The sequence below is a fragment of the Neorhizobium sp. BETTINA12A genome (genome assembly GCF_023006485.1).
Lineage (GTDB): Bacteria > Pseudomonadota > Alphaproteobacteria > Rhizobiales > Rhizobiaceae > Neorhizobium.
This window is the reverse complement of sequence record NZ_JALBGW010000056.1, coordinates 1-15,699: the sequence shown is the minus strand read 5'-3', so window position 1 is coordinate 15,699 and position 15,699 is coordinate 1. Positions and strand designations below refer to the sequence as shown.

The following is a 15,699-nucleotide window of genomic DNA, read 5'->3' as shown; positions in this document are numbered from 1 at the left end:
GGCGCGCGGGAACTTCTCCGGCGCGCCTTTCCTGCATAAAACACGCGGGCTTCTCGGCAAGGAATTGCCTCGATGCCCTGGTGATTTAGTTTTTCGCAATCCCGGACGCAAAACCGCTCTGCACTTTTGCTGGAATTGCTTTGAGGAAGTGGACCTTCATGGCCGAGGCTTTCAACTTTGAACTGGTTTCGCCCGAGCGCCTGCTCGTCTCGGAAAAGGTCACCGAAGTGGTGATCCCCGCGACGCTTGGCGAAATGACGGTGCTTGCCAATCACGCGCCGACGATGACGACGATCAAGCCGGGTGTGGTTTCGGTGAAGCTTGCTTCCGGCCAGGTTAATAAATACGTCGTTTTCGGCGGCTTCGCCGATATCCTGCCGACCGGCTGCACGCTGCTTGCCGAATCTGCGGTTCCGGCGAGCGAGCTGACCCACGCGACGCTGCAGAAGCGGATCGAGACGACGCAGGCCGAAATCAACCACGCGCAGAACGACGAGCACAAGACCAAGCTCGAGCAGTTCCTGGCGGAACTGACGCACCTGAACGGCGTCGTCAATCCGGCCTGATACGTCAAAGTTCTCTGCGAAAAGATCGAGGCGGTCCGAAAGGCCGCCTTTTTCTTTGGGCGATGGTCGGGTTCCTCTGGCGGCTATCGTCGTGACCGGATGACTGCTTGTATGTGCCGCGCCATCTTGTTAGCCCTTGCCGGTGGAGGAACGCGATGATCGACAAGCTGGAATTTTTCATTGCCCTGGCGCGCGAGAGCCATTTCGGCCGGGCGGCGGAGGAATGCGGCATCTCGCAGCCATCGCTTTCGGCCGCCATCCGCCAGCTCGAAGAACAGCTCGGGGTACAGCTCGTCGTGCGGGGTTCCCGTTATCAGGGCCTGACGCCGGAAGGCCAGCGGGTGCTGGAATGGGCAAAACGGATCGTCGGCGATGCACGCACCATGCGCGAGGAAATGCGGGCCGCCCGCAAGGGTCTTGCCGGGCATATCCGGCTTGCGTCGATCCCGACGGCGCTGGCGATGATCCCGAGGCTGACGGAACCGTTCCAGGCCAAGCATCCGGAGGTCACCTTTTCCGTCGTCTCGCGCAATTCCCTGCAGGTGCTTTCCCAGCTCGACAATTTCGAAATCGACGCGGGCATTACCTATCTCGACAACGAGCCATTGGGGCGGGTGACGAGTGTACCGCTCTATGCGGAGCGCTATAATCTGGTGACGGCTGAGGGTGCGCCTTATGCGGACCGTGAGAGCGTCACGTGGAAGGAGATGGCCGATCTTAGGCTCTGTCTATTGACGCCGGACATGCAGAACCGCCGGATCATCAACCAGCACCTCGCGGAAGCGGGGGTAACGGTGAAGCCGATGCTCGAATCGAACTCCATGGTCGTGCTTCTCTCGCATGTGGGGACCGGGCGCTGGGCAAGCATCATGCCGCGCAACGTGGCGCGTTCATTCGGCTTTACAAAAGAAATCAGGACGATCCCGATCGTCGATCCGGAAGCCACGCATATCGTCGGGCTTGTTGCGACACACCGCGAGCCGTTTACGCCGCTGGTGTCGGCTCTGCTTCACGAAGCGCGGAGCCTCACTCCCGCCGCCATGGCTTGATAGCTTTTTTCTATCGCGTAACCGATCTCCTTTATTGACGGTTGAGGCCCCGGTTGCGACATTCCATTCCCAGTAGGCGAAGTACGATTGTCGGACAACTTCGTCGGCTTTCTGATCCGCATGTGCATGGTGGCGCCGACGCCGCGGCGCTGGGACGGATCAGCCCGGGAGGCTACAGACTATGAATATGCGAATTTCCGCTGGTGAGCTCACCGAGCGGTCGCTTCAGATCATCAGGGATCTGAAGCATTTGGAAGGTCCGATGCTGCCGATCCTGCATGCGATCCAGGCAGAGTTCGGTTATGTGCCGGAAGAGGTAAAGCCGGTCATCGCCAGCGAACTCAACCTGTCGCGCGCCGAAGTGCATGGCGTCGTGACCTTCTACCACGAATTCCGCGACCATCCGGCCGGACGGCATGTGCTGAAACTCTGTCGCGCCGAAGCCTGCCAGTCGATGGGCAGCGACCGCATTGCGGACCACGCCCGGCAGCTTCTCGGGATCGACTTCCACCAGACGACACTCGACGGCGCGGTGACGCTCGAACCGGTCTACTGTCTGGGGCTGTGCGCCTGTGCGCCCGCCGCGATGCTCGATGGCGAGGTTCTTGGCCGCGTCGACGAGCACTGTCTTAGCGAAATCGTTGCGGGGTTAAACCTATGACGGTGACGATTTTTGTTCCGCGCGATGCCGCAGCGCTCGCACTTGGTGCCGAAAAGGTGGCGAACGCGATTGCCCAGGAGATTGCAGCCCGCGGCTTGGATGCAAAAGTCGTGCGCAACGGCTCGCGTGGCATGTTCTGGCTGGAGCCATTGATCGAGGTGAGTACCGAACACGGGCGTATCGCCTATGGGCCGGTCAAGGCCGGCGACGTCAAGGGACTGTTCGATTCGGGTTTTCTGGAGGGTGGACAGCATGCTTTGCATCTCGGGCCGACCGAGGACATTCCATTCCTGCGCCAGCAGACGCGGCTGACCTTCTCCCGTTGCGGCGTCACGGATCCGCTGTCGCTGGATGACTATCGCCAATATCAGGGCCTCAAGGGCCTTGAGACTGCGATCGCCATGACTGGCGCCGAGATCGTCGCCCAGGTCACCGACAGTGGTCTTCGCGGGCGCGGCGGCGCCGGCTTTCCGACCGGGATCAAGTGGAAAACGGTGATGGATGCGGCGGCCAGCCAAAAATACATCGTCTGCAATGCGGATGAGGGCGACAGCGCCACGTTTGCGGACCGGATGATCATGGAGGGCGATCCCTTCGTGCTGATCGAAGGCATGATCATCGCCGGCATCGCGACGGGCGCCACCAAGGGTTACGTCTATACCCGGTCTGAATATCCGCATGCCATCGCGACGATGACTGAGGCCGTTGAGATCGCCCGCGCGGCCGGCATTCTCGGCCCGTCGGTGATGGGTTCAGAGTTCGCCTTCGACATGGAGATCCGCTCCGGCGCCGGCGCCTATGTCTGCGGCGAGGAGACATCGCTGCTGAATTCGCTGGAAGGCAAGCGCGGCATCGTGCGCGCCAAGCCGCCGCTGCCGGCGCTGCAAGGGTTTCTCGGCCGCCCGACGGTCGTCAACAACGTCATCTCGCTTGCATCGGTGCCTGTGATCATGGATCGCGGCGCTGCGTTTTATCGCGACTTCGGCATGGGACGTTCACGGGGCACGATCCCGATCCAGATCGCCGGCAATGTCAAATACGGCGGCCTTTATGAGACGGCCTTTGGCCTGTCGCTCGGCGAGATCGTCGACCATATCGGCGGCGGCACGGCGACCGGACGGCCGGTGAAGGCGGTGCAAGTGGGCGGGCCGCTTGGGGCCTATTTCCCGCGCGCGCTGTTCGATACGCCGTTCGACTATGAGGCTTTCGCGGCTCGGGACGGGCTGATCGGCCATGCCGGCATCACCGTGTTCGACGATAGTGCCGACATGCTGAAACAGGCGCGGTTCGCGATGGAATTCTGCGCCATCGAAAGCTGCGGCAAGTGCACGCCCTGCCGCATCGGTTCGACCCGCGGCGTCGAAACGGCCGACAAGATTGCCCAGGGCATCGAGCCGGAGAAGAACAAGGCGCTGCTCGCCGACCTCTGCAACACGATGAAGTTCGGCTCCCTCTGCGCGCTCGGCGGGTTCACTCCCTATCCGGTGATGAGCGCGATGAACCACTTTCCGGAGGACTTTTCTCCGGCTCCGATGGTGGAGGCGGCGGAATGATGGAAGCTCCTATCTTTGCTTCGGCGCAAGTCGCCCCCCTCTGGCCTGCCGGCCATCTCCCCCACAGGTGGGGAGATCGGCTGGGCGCGCGCTCATCATTTTCCATTCCACGTTTCATCCTCCGTTTCGGTTCTCTTGAAGCGGCGGCCATGCCGCTTGTAATCTCCCCACCTGTGGGGGAGATGGCCGGCAGGCCAGAGGGGGGCGATCTTGCTCCCGCGTTTACTTTTTCCAGCAAGGAGACACACAATGTCCCTCGTTCATGAAATCGACTACGGCACGCCCGCCTCACGCTCCGAAGCCCAGGTCACCCTTACCATCGACGGCCGCGCCATCACCGTGCCGGAAGGCACCTCGATCATGCGCGCCTCGATGGAGGCCGGCATCAAGGTTCCGAAACTCTGCGCCACCGACATGGTCGACGCCTTCGGGTCCTGCCGCCTCTGTCTCGTCGAGATCGAAGGCCGCAACGGCACCCCGGCCTCGTGCACCACGCCGGTCATGCCGGGCATGGTCGTGCACACCCAGACCGGCCGCCTGAAGGACATCCGCCGCGGCGTGATGGAGCTCTATATCTCCGACCATCCGCTCGACTGTCTCACCTGCGCGGCCAATGGTGACTGCGAATTGCAGGACATGGCCGGCGCGGTCGGCCTTCGCGATGTGCGTTACGGCTACGAAGGCGACAATCATGTCAAGGCTCGCAACGACGGTGCGATCAACGCCAAGTGGATGCCGAAGGACGAGTCGAACCCTTATTTCACCTATGATCCTTCGAAATGCATCGTCTGCTCGCGCTGCGTGCGCGCCTGCGAGGAAGTGCAGGGCACGTTCGCGCTGACGATCGAGGGCCGCGGGTTCGAAAGCCGTGTCTCGCCCGGTGCCCACGAGCATTTCCTCGATTCGGAATGCGTTTCCTGTGGCGCCTGCGTGCAGGCCTGCCCGACGGCGACGCTCACCGAAAAGTCGGTGATCGCGATCGGCCAGCCGGAACATTCGGAAGTCACCACCTGCGCCTATTGCGGCGTCGGCTGCTCCTTCAAGGCGGAAATGCGCGGCGAAGAGCTTGTGCGCATGGTGCCATGGAAGGACGGGCAGGCGAACCGCGGCCATTCCTGCGTCAAGGGGCGCTTTGCCTATGGCTACGCGACCCATAAGGACCGCATCCTCAACCCGATGATCCGCGAGAATATCTCCGATCCATGGCGGGAAGTGACCTGGGATGAAGCCTTCGCACATGTTGCCTCCGAATTCCGCCGCATCCAGTATCAGTACGGTCGTGAATCGATCGGCGGTATCACCTCGTCGCGCTGCACCAACGAGGAGACTTTCCTCGTCCAGAAGCTGATCCGCGCCGGTTTCGGCAACAACAATGTCGATACCTGCGCCCGCGTCTGCCACTCACCGACCGGTTACGGTCTCGGCCAGGCCTTCGGAACTTCGGCCGGAACCCAGAATTTCGACTCGGTCGAGCACACCGATGTCGTCATCGTCATCGGCGCCAACCCCACCGATGGCCATCCCGTGTTTGGTTCGCGCTTGAAGAAGCGCTTGCGCCAGGGTGCAAAACTGATCGTCATCGATCCGCGCCGCATCGATCTCGTCCGCACGCCGCATGTGGAGGCCGATTATCACCTGCCGCTGCAGCCGGGCACCAACGTGGCCGTGCTGACCGCACTTGCGCATGTCATCGTCACCGAAGGCCTGTTCGACGAAAAATTCATCCGCGAACGTTGCGACTGGTCCGAATTCGAGGACTGGGCCGGCTTCGTTTCGGAAGATGCACACAGCCCGGAGGCGACCGAGAAATATACCGGCGTGCCGGCGGATCTCGTGCGCGGTGCAGCCCGGCTTTACGCCAAAGGCGGCAACGGAGCGATCTATTACGGTCTCGGCGTCACCGAGCACAGCCAGGGCTCGACCACCGTCATGGCGATTGCCAACCTTGCGATGGTCACCGGCAATATCGGCCGTCCGGGTGTCGGCGTGAACCCGTTGCGCGGCCAGAACAATGTCCAGGGCTCCTGCGACATGGGTTCGTTCCCGCACGAACTGCCGGGCTATCGCCATATCTCGGACGATGCGACCCGCGACACGTTCGAAAAGCTCTGGGGCGTGACGCTCAACAGCGAGCCCGGCCTGCGCATCCCGAACATGCTGGATGCGGCCGTCGAAGGCACGTTCAAGGGCATCTACATCCAGGGCGAGGACATTCTGCAGTCCGACCCGGACACAAAGCACGTCTCGGCCGGTCTTGCCGCAATGGAATGCGTCGTCGTCCACGATCTTTTCCTCAACGAGACCGCCAATTACGCGCATGTCTTCCTGCCAGGTTCGACCTTCCTCGAAAAGGACGGCACGTTCACCAATGCCGAGCGCCGCATCAACCGCGTCCGCAAGGTGATGAGCCCGAAGAACGGTTATGCCGACTGGGAGGTCACCCAGAAGCTCGCCCAGGCGATGGGGCTTGCCTGGAACTATGCGCATCCGTCCGAGATCATGGACGAGATCGCCGTATCGACGCCGAGCTTCGCGCTGGTTTCCTATGACTATCTCGATAAGATGGGCTCGGTTCAGTGGCCGTGCAACGAGGCGCATCCGGTCGGTTCGCCGATCATGCATGTCGACGGTTTCGTGCGCGGCAAGGGCAAGTTCATCCGCACCGAATATGTCGCGACCGACGAACGTACCGGTCCGCGGTTCCCGCTGCTGCTGACGACAGGTCGAATTCTCTCGCAGTACAATGTCGGCGCCCAGACGCGCCGTACCGAAAATGTCACCTGGCATGCGGAAGACCGGCTGGAAATCCATCCGCACGATGCCGAACAGCGCGGCATCAAGGAAGGCGACTGGATCAAGCTCGCCAGCCGTTCGGGCGATACGACGCTCAGGGCGCTGATCACCGATCGCGTCGCGCCGGGCGTGGTCTATACGACCTTCCACCACCCGAACACGCAGGCAAACGTCATCACCACCGACTTCTCCGACTGGGCGACTAACTGCCCGGAATACAAGGTGACGGCGGTGCAGGTATCGCCCTCCAACGGTCCAACCGAGTGGCAGAGCGATTATGACGAGTTGTCGCGGCGGTCTCGTCGGATCGCGGGGAAACTGGAGGCTGCTGAGTGATGCAATTGCTTGGCGTGCTTCGCGTTACCCCCCTCTGCCTGCCGGCATCTCCCCCACAAGGGGGGAGATCGGCAAGACGCGCCGCCGGTATTCTTCAGCATTGGAAATACGTTTGCTCACTCGATTACGTTGATAGTGGGCTGGACATCGCCACATCCGATCTCCCTCCTTGTGGGGGAGATGCCCGGCAGGGCAGAGGGGGGTATTCCTGCCCCGACGTTCGATGACCTTATTCAACACCACCGCCACAGCCCCCGAGATCGCGCGCCGTAACGGCGTGACCCGCGCCGGCTCGCGGGTGGTTCCGGAAGAAGTGGCGATCGCCTTTTCCTATGGCGGGTCGACCCATGCGGTGATGATGGGTACGCCTGCCGATCTCGAGGATTTCGCGGTCGGTTTCAGTCTGACGGAAGGCATCATCGCGTCTATTGCGGAGATCGAGAGCATCGCCGTCGTCGAGGAGGGTGCCGGTCTCGATGTCCAGGTGACGCTTGCCGAGGATAAGGAAGACGCGTTGCGCGCCCGCCGGCGGCATATGGCTGGGCCGGTCGGTTGCGGACTGTGCGGCATCGAATCTATTGAGCAGGCCATGCGCCCGGTACCGGATGTTTCCGCGGTGACGATGGCGCTCAGCCCGAAAGAGGTGAGCGAAGCCGTCGCGGCGCTTAACAGTGCGCAGCCGCTGCATCGGCAAACCCATGCGGTTCACGGCGCCGGCTTCGTCGTGCCGGGCAAGGGGTTGGTTGCCGTCCGCGAGGATGTTGGCCGCCACAATGCGCTCGACAAGCTCGCCGGAGCGGTCATCGCCAAGGGTCTCAAGGGTTCTGAGGGCGTCGTGGTCGTTACCAGCCGCATTTCGGTCGAGATGGTGCAGAAGACGGCGATCCTCGGAAGCCCGGTGCTGATCGCCATTTCCGCACCGACGGCACTTGCCATCCGTACGGCGGAAGCGGCAGGCATGACCTTGATCGCGCTGACCCGCGGCGAGGATTTCGAGATTTTCACGCGTACCGATCGCATAACCACTGGAGTTGTCGCCGATGTCGCATGACCAAAGCCCCGAGCAACTGGTGCTCGACAAGCTGGTCCGGATGGCCAACCAGATCGCCACGTTCTTTCTGTCGCAGCCGGAAAGCGTCCGCGCCGAGGGCGTTGCGACGCATATCAACAAATTCTGGGAGCCGCGCATGCGCCGGCATCTTTTCGAGCATCTCGACAATGGCGGGGCGGGACTGCTGCCGCTCGTCGTCGAGGCCTCGACGCTGATCCGCCGGCCGGAAGCCAAGGTTGGGTCGGGCGTCGGCGTCGGCCAGGATGCGAGACAGGGCGCGCCGGGCGGCAAGGTGCCCGCTGAGGGAGAATCGCTTTCCGAACCGAGCGTTCCGGAGAGTGCCGCATGAATTCATCCATCCGGCAGGTGAGGGGCCGGAGGAGGGATAGAGCATAGCCGTCATCCAGAGGGAGGATATTTTTTAATGGCAATTGCAGACGCGACGAACGAGGGCCTGACAGGCAATGTCGGGCTCCTCGATAGGGAACGTATTATCGCAAAACCGGGCTTCAATCGCTGGCTGGTGCCGCCGGCAGCTTTGGCTATTCACCTTTGCATCGGCATGGCATATGGCTTCAGCGTCTTCTGGCTGCCGCTGTCCCGCGCCCTAGGTACCACGCAGGACCCGTCCTGCACCAGTCTCAATCTCGTCTCGGCGCTGTTCACGACAAGCTGCAACTGGCGTGTTGCAGATCTCGGGTGGATCTACACGCTGTTCTTCGTGCTGCTTGGTTGCTCGGCGGCGATCTGGGGCGGCTGGCTGGAACGGGTCGGCCCACGCAAGGCCGGTTTCGTCTCGGCCTGCTGCTGGTGCGGCGGCATTATCGTCGCGGCCATCGGCGTTATGACCCATCAGCTGTGGCTGATGTGGATCGGCGCCGGCGTCATCGGCGGTGTTGGCCTCGGTCTCGGCTATATCTCGCCGGTCTCGACGCTGATCAAATGGTTCCCGGATCGCCGCGGCATGGCGACCGGTATGGCTATCATGGGCTTCGGAGGCGGCGCGATGATCGGCGCTCCGCTCGCTAACCTCTTGATGAACTATTTCAAGACCGGTACTTCGGTCGGCGTCTGGCAGACCTTCATCTGCATGGCGGTGATCTATTTCTGCTTCATGATGGGCGGCGCCTTCGGGTACCGTATCCCGCCGGCCGGCTGGCGTCCCGAAGGCTGGACGCCTCCGGTCTCCAAGACGACGATGATCACCACCAGGCACGTCCACCTGCGGGATGCACACAAGACCAAGCAGTTCTGGCTGATCTGGGCGGTGCTTTGCTTGAACGTTTCGGCTGGCATCGGCGTTATCGGCATGGCCTCGCCGATGCTGCAGGAAATCTTCGCCGGGTCGCTGATCGGTCTGCCGAACCTGACCTTCTCGCAGCTTGATGCGAGCCAGAAGGCGCAAATCGCCACGATTGCCGCCGGTTTTGCGGGTCTCCTGTCGCTCTTCAATATCGGCGGGCGCTTCTTCTGGGCATCGCTCTCTGATAAGATCGGCCGCAAGAACACATACTATACGTTCTTCGTGCTCGGCATCGTGCTTTATGCGCTCGCTCCGACGCTTGCCGATATGGGCAACAAGGCGCTCTTCGTGCTCGCCTTCGGCATCATCCTGTCCATGTATGGCGGCGGCTTTGCGACCATCCCCGCCTATCTCGCGGATATCTTCGGCACCCAGTTCGTCGGCGCCATCCACGGTCGGCTGCTGACGGCCTGGGCGACCGCCGGCATTCTCGGACCGGTCGTCGTCAACTACATCCGCGAAGCGCAGCTCACCGCTGGCGTTCCCGCCGGACCGGCGCTCTATACCGGCACGATGTATATCCTTGCCGGTATGCTGGTGCTGGGTCTGGTCGCCAACGCGCTGGTGCGTCCGCTTGCCGACAAATGGTTCATGTCGGACCACGAAGTCGCTTCGCTGCAGGCAAAGACGGCTGCCGCGAATGCCGGTCCGACCGGCTCCTTCGGCATCGGCACCGGTGGGCTGGATGCCAAGGCGGCGATCGCCTGGGCCGTGGTCGGCATCCCGCTCCTCTGGGGCGTCTGGGTGACGCTGCGGAGCAGTCTGGTGCTGTTCGGCTAACATTCGGCAATTGGAATGACGAAGGGGCGGCTTGTCGAAGCCGCCCCTTCTTTTTGCCTTGCACGCAAATGTGAGGATAAAAACGGAGGCGGCTCCGCTTGACGGCGGCGGAATCCAAGCTAGATTGCCTTCCGGAACCCGAGTTCGCATTCTCTGCGAAACGCACGCGCCCGCGTGCCCGATCCGGCTTCCAGCGACTGCTTTATCTCTTCATATCTTCAGTGCACACGGGAGTTCTCCATGCGCTACAATCAATTGGGCAATACAGGTCTTTTCGTCTCCGAACTCTGCCTCGGCACGATGACCTTCGGCGAGAACCAGACGGGCGCCGTCTGGAGTGCCGTCGCCGGTCTCGATCAGGACGCCGCCGACAAGATCGTCGAGCGCTCGCTGGCCGCCGGCGTCAACTTCATAGATACGGCGAATGTTTATTCCCAGGGCCGGTCAGAGGCCATCCTCGGTCAGGCGATCAAGAACCTCGGCGTACCGCGCAAGGACGTGGTCATCGCCACGAAATTCCATGGCCAGATGGGCGACAAGCCGAACGATCGCGGCGCCTCCCGCGGCCATATCATGGATTCGGTGGAGCAGAGCCTTGAACGGCTGCAGATGAACCATATCGATCTCTACCAGATCCATGGCACCGACACGGTGACGCCGATCGACGAGACGCTGCGGGCGCTCGACGATCTGGTATCGCGCGGCCTCGTTCGCTACATCGGCCTCTCCAACTGGGCTGCCTGGCGGATGGCGAAGGCGCTCGGCATTTCCGAGCGCAAGGGTTATGCCCGTTTCGAGACGGTGCAGGCCTATTATTCGATCGCCGGCCGCGACCTGGAGCGGGATATCGTGCCGCTGATGCAGGAGGAGAAGCTCGGCCTGATGGTCTGGTCGCCGCTTGCCGGCGGGCTGCTTTCCGGCAAATACGGTCCGGGGGCTCCAGGCAACGGGGAAGGCCGCCGCGCCAACTTCGATTTTCCGCCGGTTGACAAGGATCGTGCGTGGGCCTGCGTCGCGGCCATGCGCGAGGTCGGCGCCAAGCATGGCGCGAGCGTCGCGGAAGTGGCGCTGGCCTATATTCTGGCGAAACCGTTCGTCACGAGTGTCATCATCGGTGCCAAACGGCTGGAACAACTCGAAGAGAATTTGAAGGCCGTGAAGCTGAAGCTCGACGCGGAGGATATGGCAAGACTCGACGAGGTGAGCGCGCTTGCTCCGGAATATCCAGGATGGATGCTGGCGCGCCAGGCTGCGGGACGCCGGCCGGCTCCATTCGAGCCGAAGGGATAATCATGAAAAAAGCCCGCGGCGGTTTGACGCTGCGGGCTTCAAAGTCACGTGACGGCTTAGAGGTCTTTCCAGCCAACCGCCTTGACCTTGAGGTTTTTTGCTGCAGGCGTGGCAGGTGCTTCCGCTTGCCTCGCCTATCAGAAATCAAGCAGCCAGATCGTCGGCCTCGGTGCCCTTGAACATCTTGGCGAGGTTCAGGAAGCATATCATGCCGTTCTCGTTGGCGATGATGCCTTCGGAGAAGGACTTGTCGAAGGAGGCGGAGATTTCCGGAACCGGCTGGACCTGGCTCGAGGGGATCGTCAGGATGTCCGAGACGCGATCGACGAGCATGCCGATGACCATGTTGTGGACTTCCGCGACGACGATGGCGCTGCGCTCGTTGGCAACCGTGCTCTTCATGCCGAGCTTGTAGGCAAGGTCGATGATCGGGATCACGGAACCGCGAAGGTTCATGACGCCGATGACATCGGCCGGGGCGTGCGGGATCGGCGTCGAAGGCGCCCATCCGCGGATTTCGCGGATCGTCGTCGTCTTGACGCAGAATTCCTGGTCATGGAGACGGAAGGCGATGATTTCCAGCGTTTCGCCGCTGTAGCTTGTGGAGTTGATCGTCGTAGCCATCAGAATTCTTCCCAACTATCCGTTGCCTGAGCGGCAGCGGCGGCACCCGTTGTGGTCCGCGCGACCGTTGCCATGAGTTTGCGTGCCGGCGATGCAACGGGTCGTGCATCAGGTCGCGCTATTGCAATCTTATTCGAAGAATGTTGCGCAAATCTAAACCGTCCTAGAAGATCGCGCAGGGTTTCGGCTTCGCGCGCCAGGCTGTGGCTGGCGGCTGTGGTTTCCTCGACCATCGCAGCGTTCTGCTGCGTGTTCTGGTCCATCGAGTTGACGGCCTTGCTGATCTCCTTGATGCCCGTCGACTGTTCACGGGCCGCCTCGACGATCGCTGCGACGTTGCCGTTGATCTCGTCCACCTGGGACATGATCTCATCAAGCGCCTTGCCGGTTTCGCCGACCAGCGCGACGCCGCGCTTCACCTGTTCCGAAGAGGTTGAGATCAGCGTCTTGATCTCCTTGGCCGCACTGGCGGAACGTTGCGCGAGTTCGCGGACTTCCTGGGCGACAACCGCAAAACCCTTGCCGGCTTCGCCTGCGCGGGCCGCCTCGACGCCGGCATTCAGCGCCAGGAGGTTTGTCTGGAAAGCAATCTCGTCGATCACGCCGATGATATTGGAGATTTCCCTGGACGACGTCTCGATCTGGCCCATCGCACTCACCGCGTTGCGGACCACGGCGCCGGAATGTTCGGCGCTTTTTTTAGCATGCGAGACGAGGCTGCCGGCTTCTTCGGCGCGCTTGGCGCTGTCGATCACGGTGCGGCTGATTTCTTCAAGAGCCGCGGCGGTCTCCTCGACTGCCGCCGCCTGCTGCTCGGTGCGCTTGGCAAGGCTGTCGGAAGCCTGGCGAATCTCGCTGGAGCCGCCCGCAATCCCCTCGGCATTGTCCCCGACCGTGCGCATGGCATCCGCCAGCGTTGTGATGGCTCCATTGAAATCGAGGCGGATCTGCTCAAGCGTCGAAATGAAAGGCTTCTCGATGCGGATGGTCAGGTCGCCGTTTGAAAGAGACGTCAGGCCATCGGCGATGTCATCGACCGCGCGGACGCGTTCGGTGATATCTGTCGCAAACTTGACCACCTTGAAGACCCGGCCGTCGGCGTCGAAGATCGGATTGTAGGACGCCTGGATCCAGGCAGCCTTGCCGCCTTTGCCGATGCGCTTGAACTCGGCGGCAATCGCTTCGCCACCGGCGAGCTTCTTCCAGAATTGCGGGTATTCGGCGCTGTCACGGAACGACGGCTCGCAGAACATGCTGTGATGTTTGCCGGTGATTTCCGAAAGTTGATAGCCGAGGCAGGCGAGGAAATTTTCGTTGGCGGTCAGGACATCGCCATTGGGAGTGAACTCGATAATGGCCTGCGTGCGCGAGATGGCGTTGATCTTGCCTTCGTCCTCGGCGGATTTGAGTTTTGCGGCGGTGATGTCGGTTGCGAATTTGACGACCTTGTAAGGCTTGCCGCCCGAGGCCACCGGATTGTAGGAAGCCTGGATCCAGATCTCGCGACCACCCTTGCCGATGCGCTTGTAGGCGGCCGCGTCATATTTGCCGCTGCCGAGATGCGCCCAGAAATCCTTGTAGGCCTGCGACTTCACATAGGCCGGATCGCAGAACATGCTGTGGTGCTTGCCGACGATCTCGGAAAGAGCGTAGCCGAGCGTCTTGCAGAAGTTCTCGTTGGCGGTGAGGACTTTTCCGGACAAATCAAACTCTATGATAGCCTGGGATTTATTGAGCGCTGCAAGTACTGCTTTCGCGTCAGCACCTGGAAGTGAAAGTATGGACATCTGGCTTGCCTGCCCCCATCTGTAAGGTCCCGAACCGCTCAATTTTGCCTGCCGCCTAACGAGGTAATCTCTCGTCGCCGGGACACTGAGTTCTGCTAAAAATAGCATTGAGGACTTAACGGAAGGTCAATAATTCTTTTCGGCTCAAGTCAGGGGAAATACGTATCTGTTCTGTGTTTTGTCAAATTCCGGATGATGTGTATTTGTGCCGCAGTAGCCCCAGTTTTCGATGTATGTTTGGGACTTCCGCGAAGTAATTTCGATCGATATTTTAAATATAAACTTACGCCGCATATCAGGCGCTGGGCGACTAGGCACGCGTTTTGCGGAGGTACGCCGATCCATGTGGTGTCCTCGGAGGTCAGGTTTTTCTCCGAGCAAGCAGGAACTAATGGATATGGGAGATTAGTATTCGCGCTCATAAAAGATGCCGGCCTTGCCGCCTTCGGTGCCGGCGCCGGCCTTGAGCTTCACACCGCGACCGACGTCGAGGTTGATCGTCGCTTCGGCGCCGCCCTCGCCGCCCTGTTCGACCTGGATATAGGTGCGGTTGTTGATGTAGCGGCCGACCGAAACGGTGGTCTGGCCGGTCGCATCGGTGTTGATATCGAGATCGTCGACACCGAGATTGTTGCGCAGCGTTTCGAGCAGCGATGTGGAGCCGCCGCCGGCGAGTTGCGCGACGGCGTCGGCCAGCTGGGCGATCTGCAGCGGTGACAGCCGCGACATCGACTGGCCGAAGATCAGCCGCGCCAGAACCTCGTCCTGGGGCAGGGCGGGTGAGGAGGAGAATGCGATCGTCGGGTCGTTGGCGACACCGGTGACTTTTACCGTGATCGTCGTCGCGGCGGAGGTCGTGTTCGCTTCCATGTTGAGAACCGGGATTAGGCCGCCGCCGAAGGTGATGTCGCCATCGGTAAAATCCAGCCGTTTGGCGAGGATGACGATACGGCCGCGGCGCATCTGGAAGCCGCCAGCGACGACCGGCGCGACCGCCGTGCCCGTCACGGTCAGGTCGCCGCCGAGCTCGGCGTCGATGCCTCGCCCGCGAACGAAAATGCCGTTCGGCGCACTGATCTGGAGGTTGAGCGCGATCGGGTTCGAACTGCCGCCGGCACTCTTCGGGCGCAGCTTTTCCATCTGCCGCAGCACGTCGGGCGGTGCGTTGCGGTGACGGATATCGATGGCGGAAAGCGAAGTCGGCAGGCGGGCCGGTACGGTAATAGCAGCCTTGGTCAGCGTTACCTTGCCACCGAGGATGGGGCCGGAGGTCAGCGGGCCGGTGATCGTCAGGGCGCCGTCGGTGGTTGCAGCGAACAGCGTGCCGTCGGCATAGGATGCCTGAGCAAGCGTGATCCTGAGATCGGCTGGAAATCCGGAGCCGGGTGTGATGCCGACCGAGCCCTGGACCGAGACCGTGCCGCCACCCGAGAGCTTGGCCGTGAGCCTCGAAATATTGGCGCTCTTGCCATCGAAGGCGACATTGGCGGCGAGATCCGTCAGGGCGAGGTTACGGCGAACATCTACCAGGCGGGCGCCGGAGGAGGATGCCGTGCCGGTGATCGCCGGCGCTGCCGCGGTGCCGCCGATCGCAAGATCGACATTGCCGATGCCTTCCAGCACGAACCCTTGAGCGGCCATCTGCCCTGCAAGGATGGAGAAGGGCAGTTTCCCGCTGAATTTCAGATTGAGCGGCTTTTCGCCCGCAAGCGAGACGGAGCCGCCGCCCGACAGCGAGACGCCGCCACCGCCCGAAAGGCGGGTATCGACGGTGACGGTGCTGTTCTGAAACGTGCCGCCGGCGGTGATGTTGAAGGCAGCGACCCCGGCGGAGGTGGTCTGCGCGACGCCGGCATCGGCCCAGCGCAGATCATAACGGACGGCCGGGGCTTGCGGGGTTCCCGTC

General features: G+C 61.8%; 12 protein-coding genes. 9 read left to right on the top strand and 3 right to left on the bottom strand.

The window, feature by feature from the left end; translation table 11 throughout:
* The first annotated feature begins 158 nt into the window (after positions 1-158).
* From MOV61_RS15460 to MOV61_RS15420, 9 genes are all read left to right on the top strand, one after another.
* Positions 159-566, top strand: coding sequence for a F0F1 ATP synthase subunit epsilon (locus MOV61_RS15460; RefSeq protein ID WP_247137213.1), 408 nt, complete (start codon positions 159-161; stop codon positions 564-566).
* A gap of 155 nt (positions 567-721) precedes the next feature.
* Entirely contained in the window at positions 722-1,615 is an 894-nt protein-coding gene (locus MOV61_RS15455; protein WP_247137212.1) for a LysR family transcriptional regulator, read from the top strand.
* Positions 1,616-1,796: 181 nt separating this feature from the next.
* Positions 1,797-2,276: a formate dehydrogenase subunit gamma gene (locus MOV61_RS15450; RefSeq protein WP_247137211.1), complete on the top strand. Its 480-nt coding sequence runs from the start codon at positions 1,797-1,799 to the stop codon at positions 2,274-2,276.
* The gene (locus MOV61_RS15445) at positions 2,273-3,829 is read left to right on the top strand and encodes an NADH-quinone oxidoreductase subunit NuoF (RefSeq protein ID WP_247137210.1); all 1,557 of its coding nucleotides are present in this window, start codon (positions 2,273-2,275) and stop codon (positions 3,827-3,829) included. Before MOV61_RS15450 ends, MOV61_RS15445 begins: the two co-directional genes overlap by 4 nt.
* A gap of 249 nt (positions 3,830-4,078) precedes the next feature.
* Positions 4,079-6,958 (top strand): formate dehydrogenase subunit alpha, encoded by a 2,880-nt coding sequence (gene fdhF, locus MOV61_RS15440; protein WP_247137209.1) that lies wholly within the window; start codon positions 4,079-4,081, stop codon positions 6,956-6,958.
* Positions 6,959-7,181: 223 nt separating this feature from the next.
* Positions 7,182-8,009, top strand: a complete 828-nt coding sequence (fdhD, locus tag MOV61_RS15435; protein ID WP_247137208.1) for a formate dehydrogenase accessory sulfurtransferase FdhD — start codon at positions 7,182-7,184, stop codon at positions 8,007-8,009.
* A complete protein-coding gene (locus MOV61_RS15430; RefSeq protein WP_247137207.1) occupies positions 7,999-8,358 on the top strand; it encodes a formate dehydrogenase subunit delta in 360 nt (119 codons plus the stop codon). Before fdhD ends, MOV61_RS15430 begins: the two co-directional genes overlap by 11 nt.
* 75 nt (positions 8,359-8,433) lie before the next feature.
* Positions 8,434-10,092, top strand: a complete 1,659-nt coding sequence (locus tag MOV61_RS15425) for an OFA family MFS transporter (protein ID WP_247137206.1) — start codon at positions 8,434-8,436, stop codon at positions 10,090-10,092.
* A gap of 240 nt (positions 10,093-10,332) precedes the next feature.
* Positions 10,333-11,382: an aldo/keto reductase gene (locus MOV61_RS15420; protein WP_247137205.1), complete on the top strand. Its 1,050-nt coding sequence runs from the start codon at positions 10,333-10,335 to the stop codon at positions 11,380-11,382.
* 144 nt (positions 11,383-11,526) lie between these two features.
* On the opposite strand, the gene MOV61_RS15415 is transcribed toward MOV61_RS15420, so the two are convergent.
* From MOV61_RS15415 to MOV61_RS15405, 3 genes are all read right to left on the bottom strand, one after another.
* On the bottom strand, positions 11,527-12,006 hold the full coding sequence (locus MOV61_RS15415; protein ID WP_038546443.1) for a chemotaxis protein CheW: 480 nt from the start codon (positions 12,004-12,006) through the stop codon (positions 11,527-11,529).
* Complete coding sequence (locus MOV61_RS15410) at positions 12,006-13,793, bottom strand: PAS domain-containing methyl-accepting chemotaxis protein (RefSeq protein WP_247137204.1); 1,788 nt, start codon at positions 13,791-13,793, stop codon at positions 12,006-12,008. The genes MOV61_RS15415 and MOV61_RS15410 overlap by 1 nt, the downstream gene beginning before the upstream one ends.
* 405 nt (positions 13,794-14,198) lie before the next feature.
* Positions 14,199-15,699, bottom strand: a 1,501-nt coding sequence (locus MOV61_RS15405; protein WP_247137203.1) for a translocation/assembly module TamB domain-containing protein, incomplete at its 5' end; no start/stop codon positions are given.

Bases quoted from the DNA above. Each gene is read 5' to 3' on its own strand.
- fdhD (WP_247137208.1), top strand. From the start codon at position 7,182: ATGACCTTATTCAACACCACCGCCACAGCCCCCGAGATCGCGCGCCGT.
- MOV61_RS15445 (WP_247137210.1), top strand. From the start codon at position 2,273: ATGACGGTGACGATTTTTGTTCCGCGCGATGCCGCAGCGCTCGCACTT.
- MOV61_RS15420 (WP_247137205.1), top strand. From the start codon at position 10,333: ATGCGCTACAATCAATTGGGCAATACAGGTCTTTTCGTCTCCGAACTC.
- fdhF (WP_247137209.1), top strand. From the start codon at position 4,079: ATGTCCCTCGTTCATGAAATCGACTACGGCACGCCCGCCTCACGCTCC.
- MOV61_RS15455 (WP_247137212.1), top strand. From the start codon at position 722: ATGATCGACAAGCTGGAATTTTTCATTGCCCTGGCGCGCGAGAGCCAT.
- MOV61_RS15415 (WP_038546443.1), bottom strand. From the start codon at position 12,006: ATGGCTACGACGATCAACTCCACAAGCTACAGCGGCGAAACGCTGGAA.
- MOV61_RS15450 (WP_247137211.1), top strand. From the start codon at position 1,797: ATGAATATGCGAATTTCCGCTGGTGAGCTCACCGAGCGGTCGCTTCAG.
- MOV61_RS15410 (WP_247137204.1), bottom strand. From the start codon at position 13,793: ATGTCCATACTTTCACTTCCAGGTGCTGACGCGAAAGCAGTACTTGCA.
- MOV61_RS15430 (WP_247137207.1), top strand. From the start codon at position 7,999: ATGTCGCATGACCAAAGCCCCGAGCAACTGGTGCTCGACAAGCTGGTC.
- MOV61_RS15425 (WP_247137206.1), top strand. From the start codon at position 8,434: ATGGCAATTGCAGACGCGACGAACGAGGGCCTGACAGGCAATGTCGGG.
- MOV61_RS15460 (WP_247137213.1), top strand. From the start codon at position 159: ATGGCCGAGGCTTTCAACTTTGAACTGGTTTCGCCCGAGCGCCTGCTC.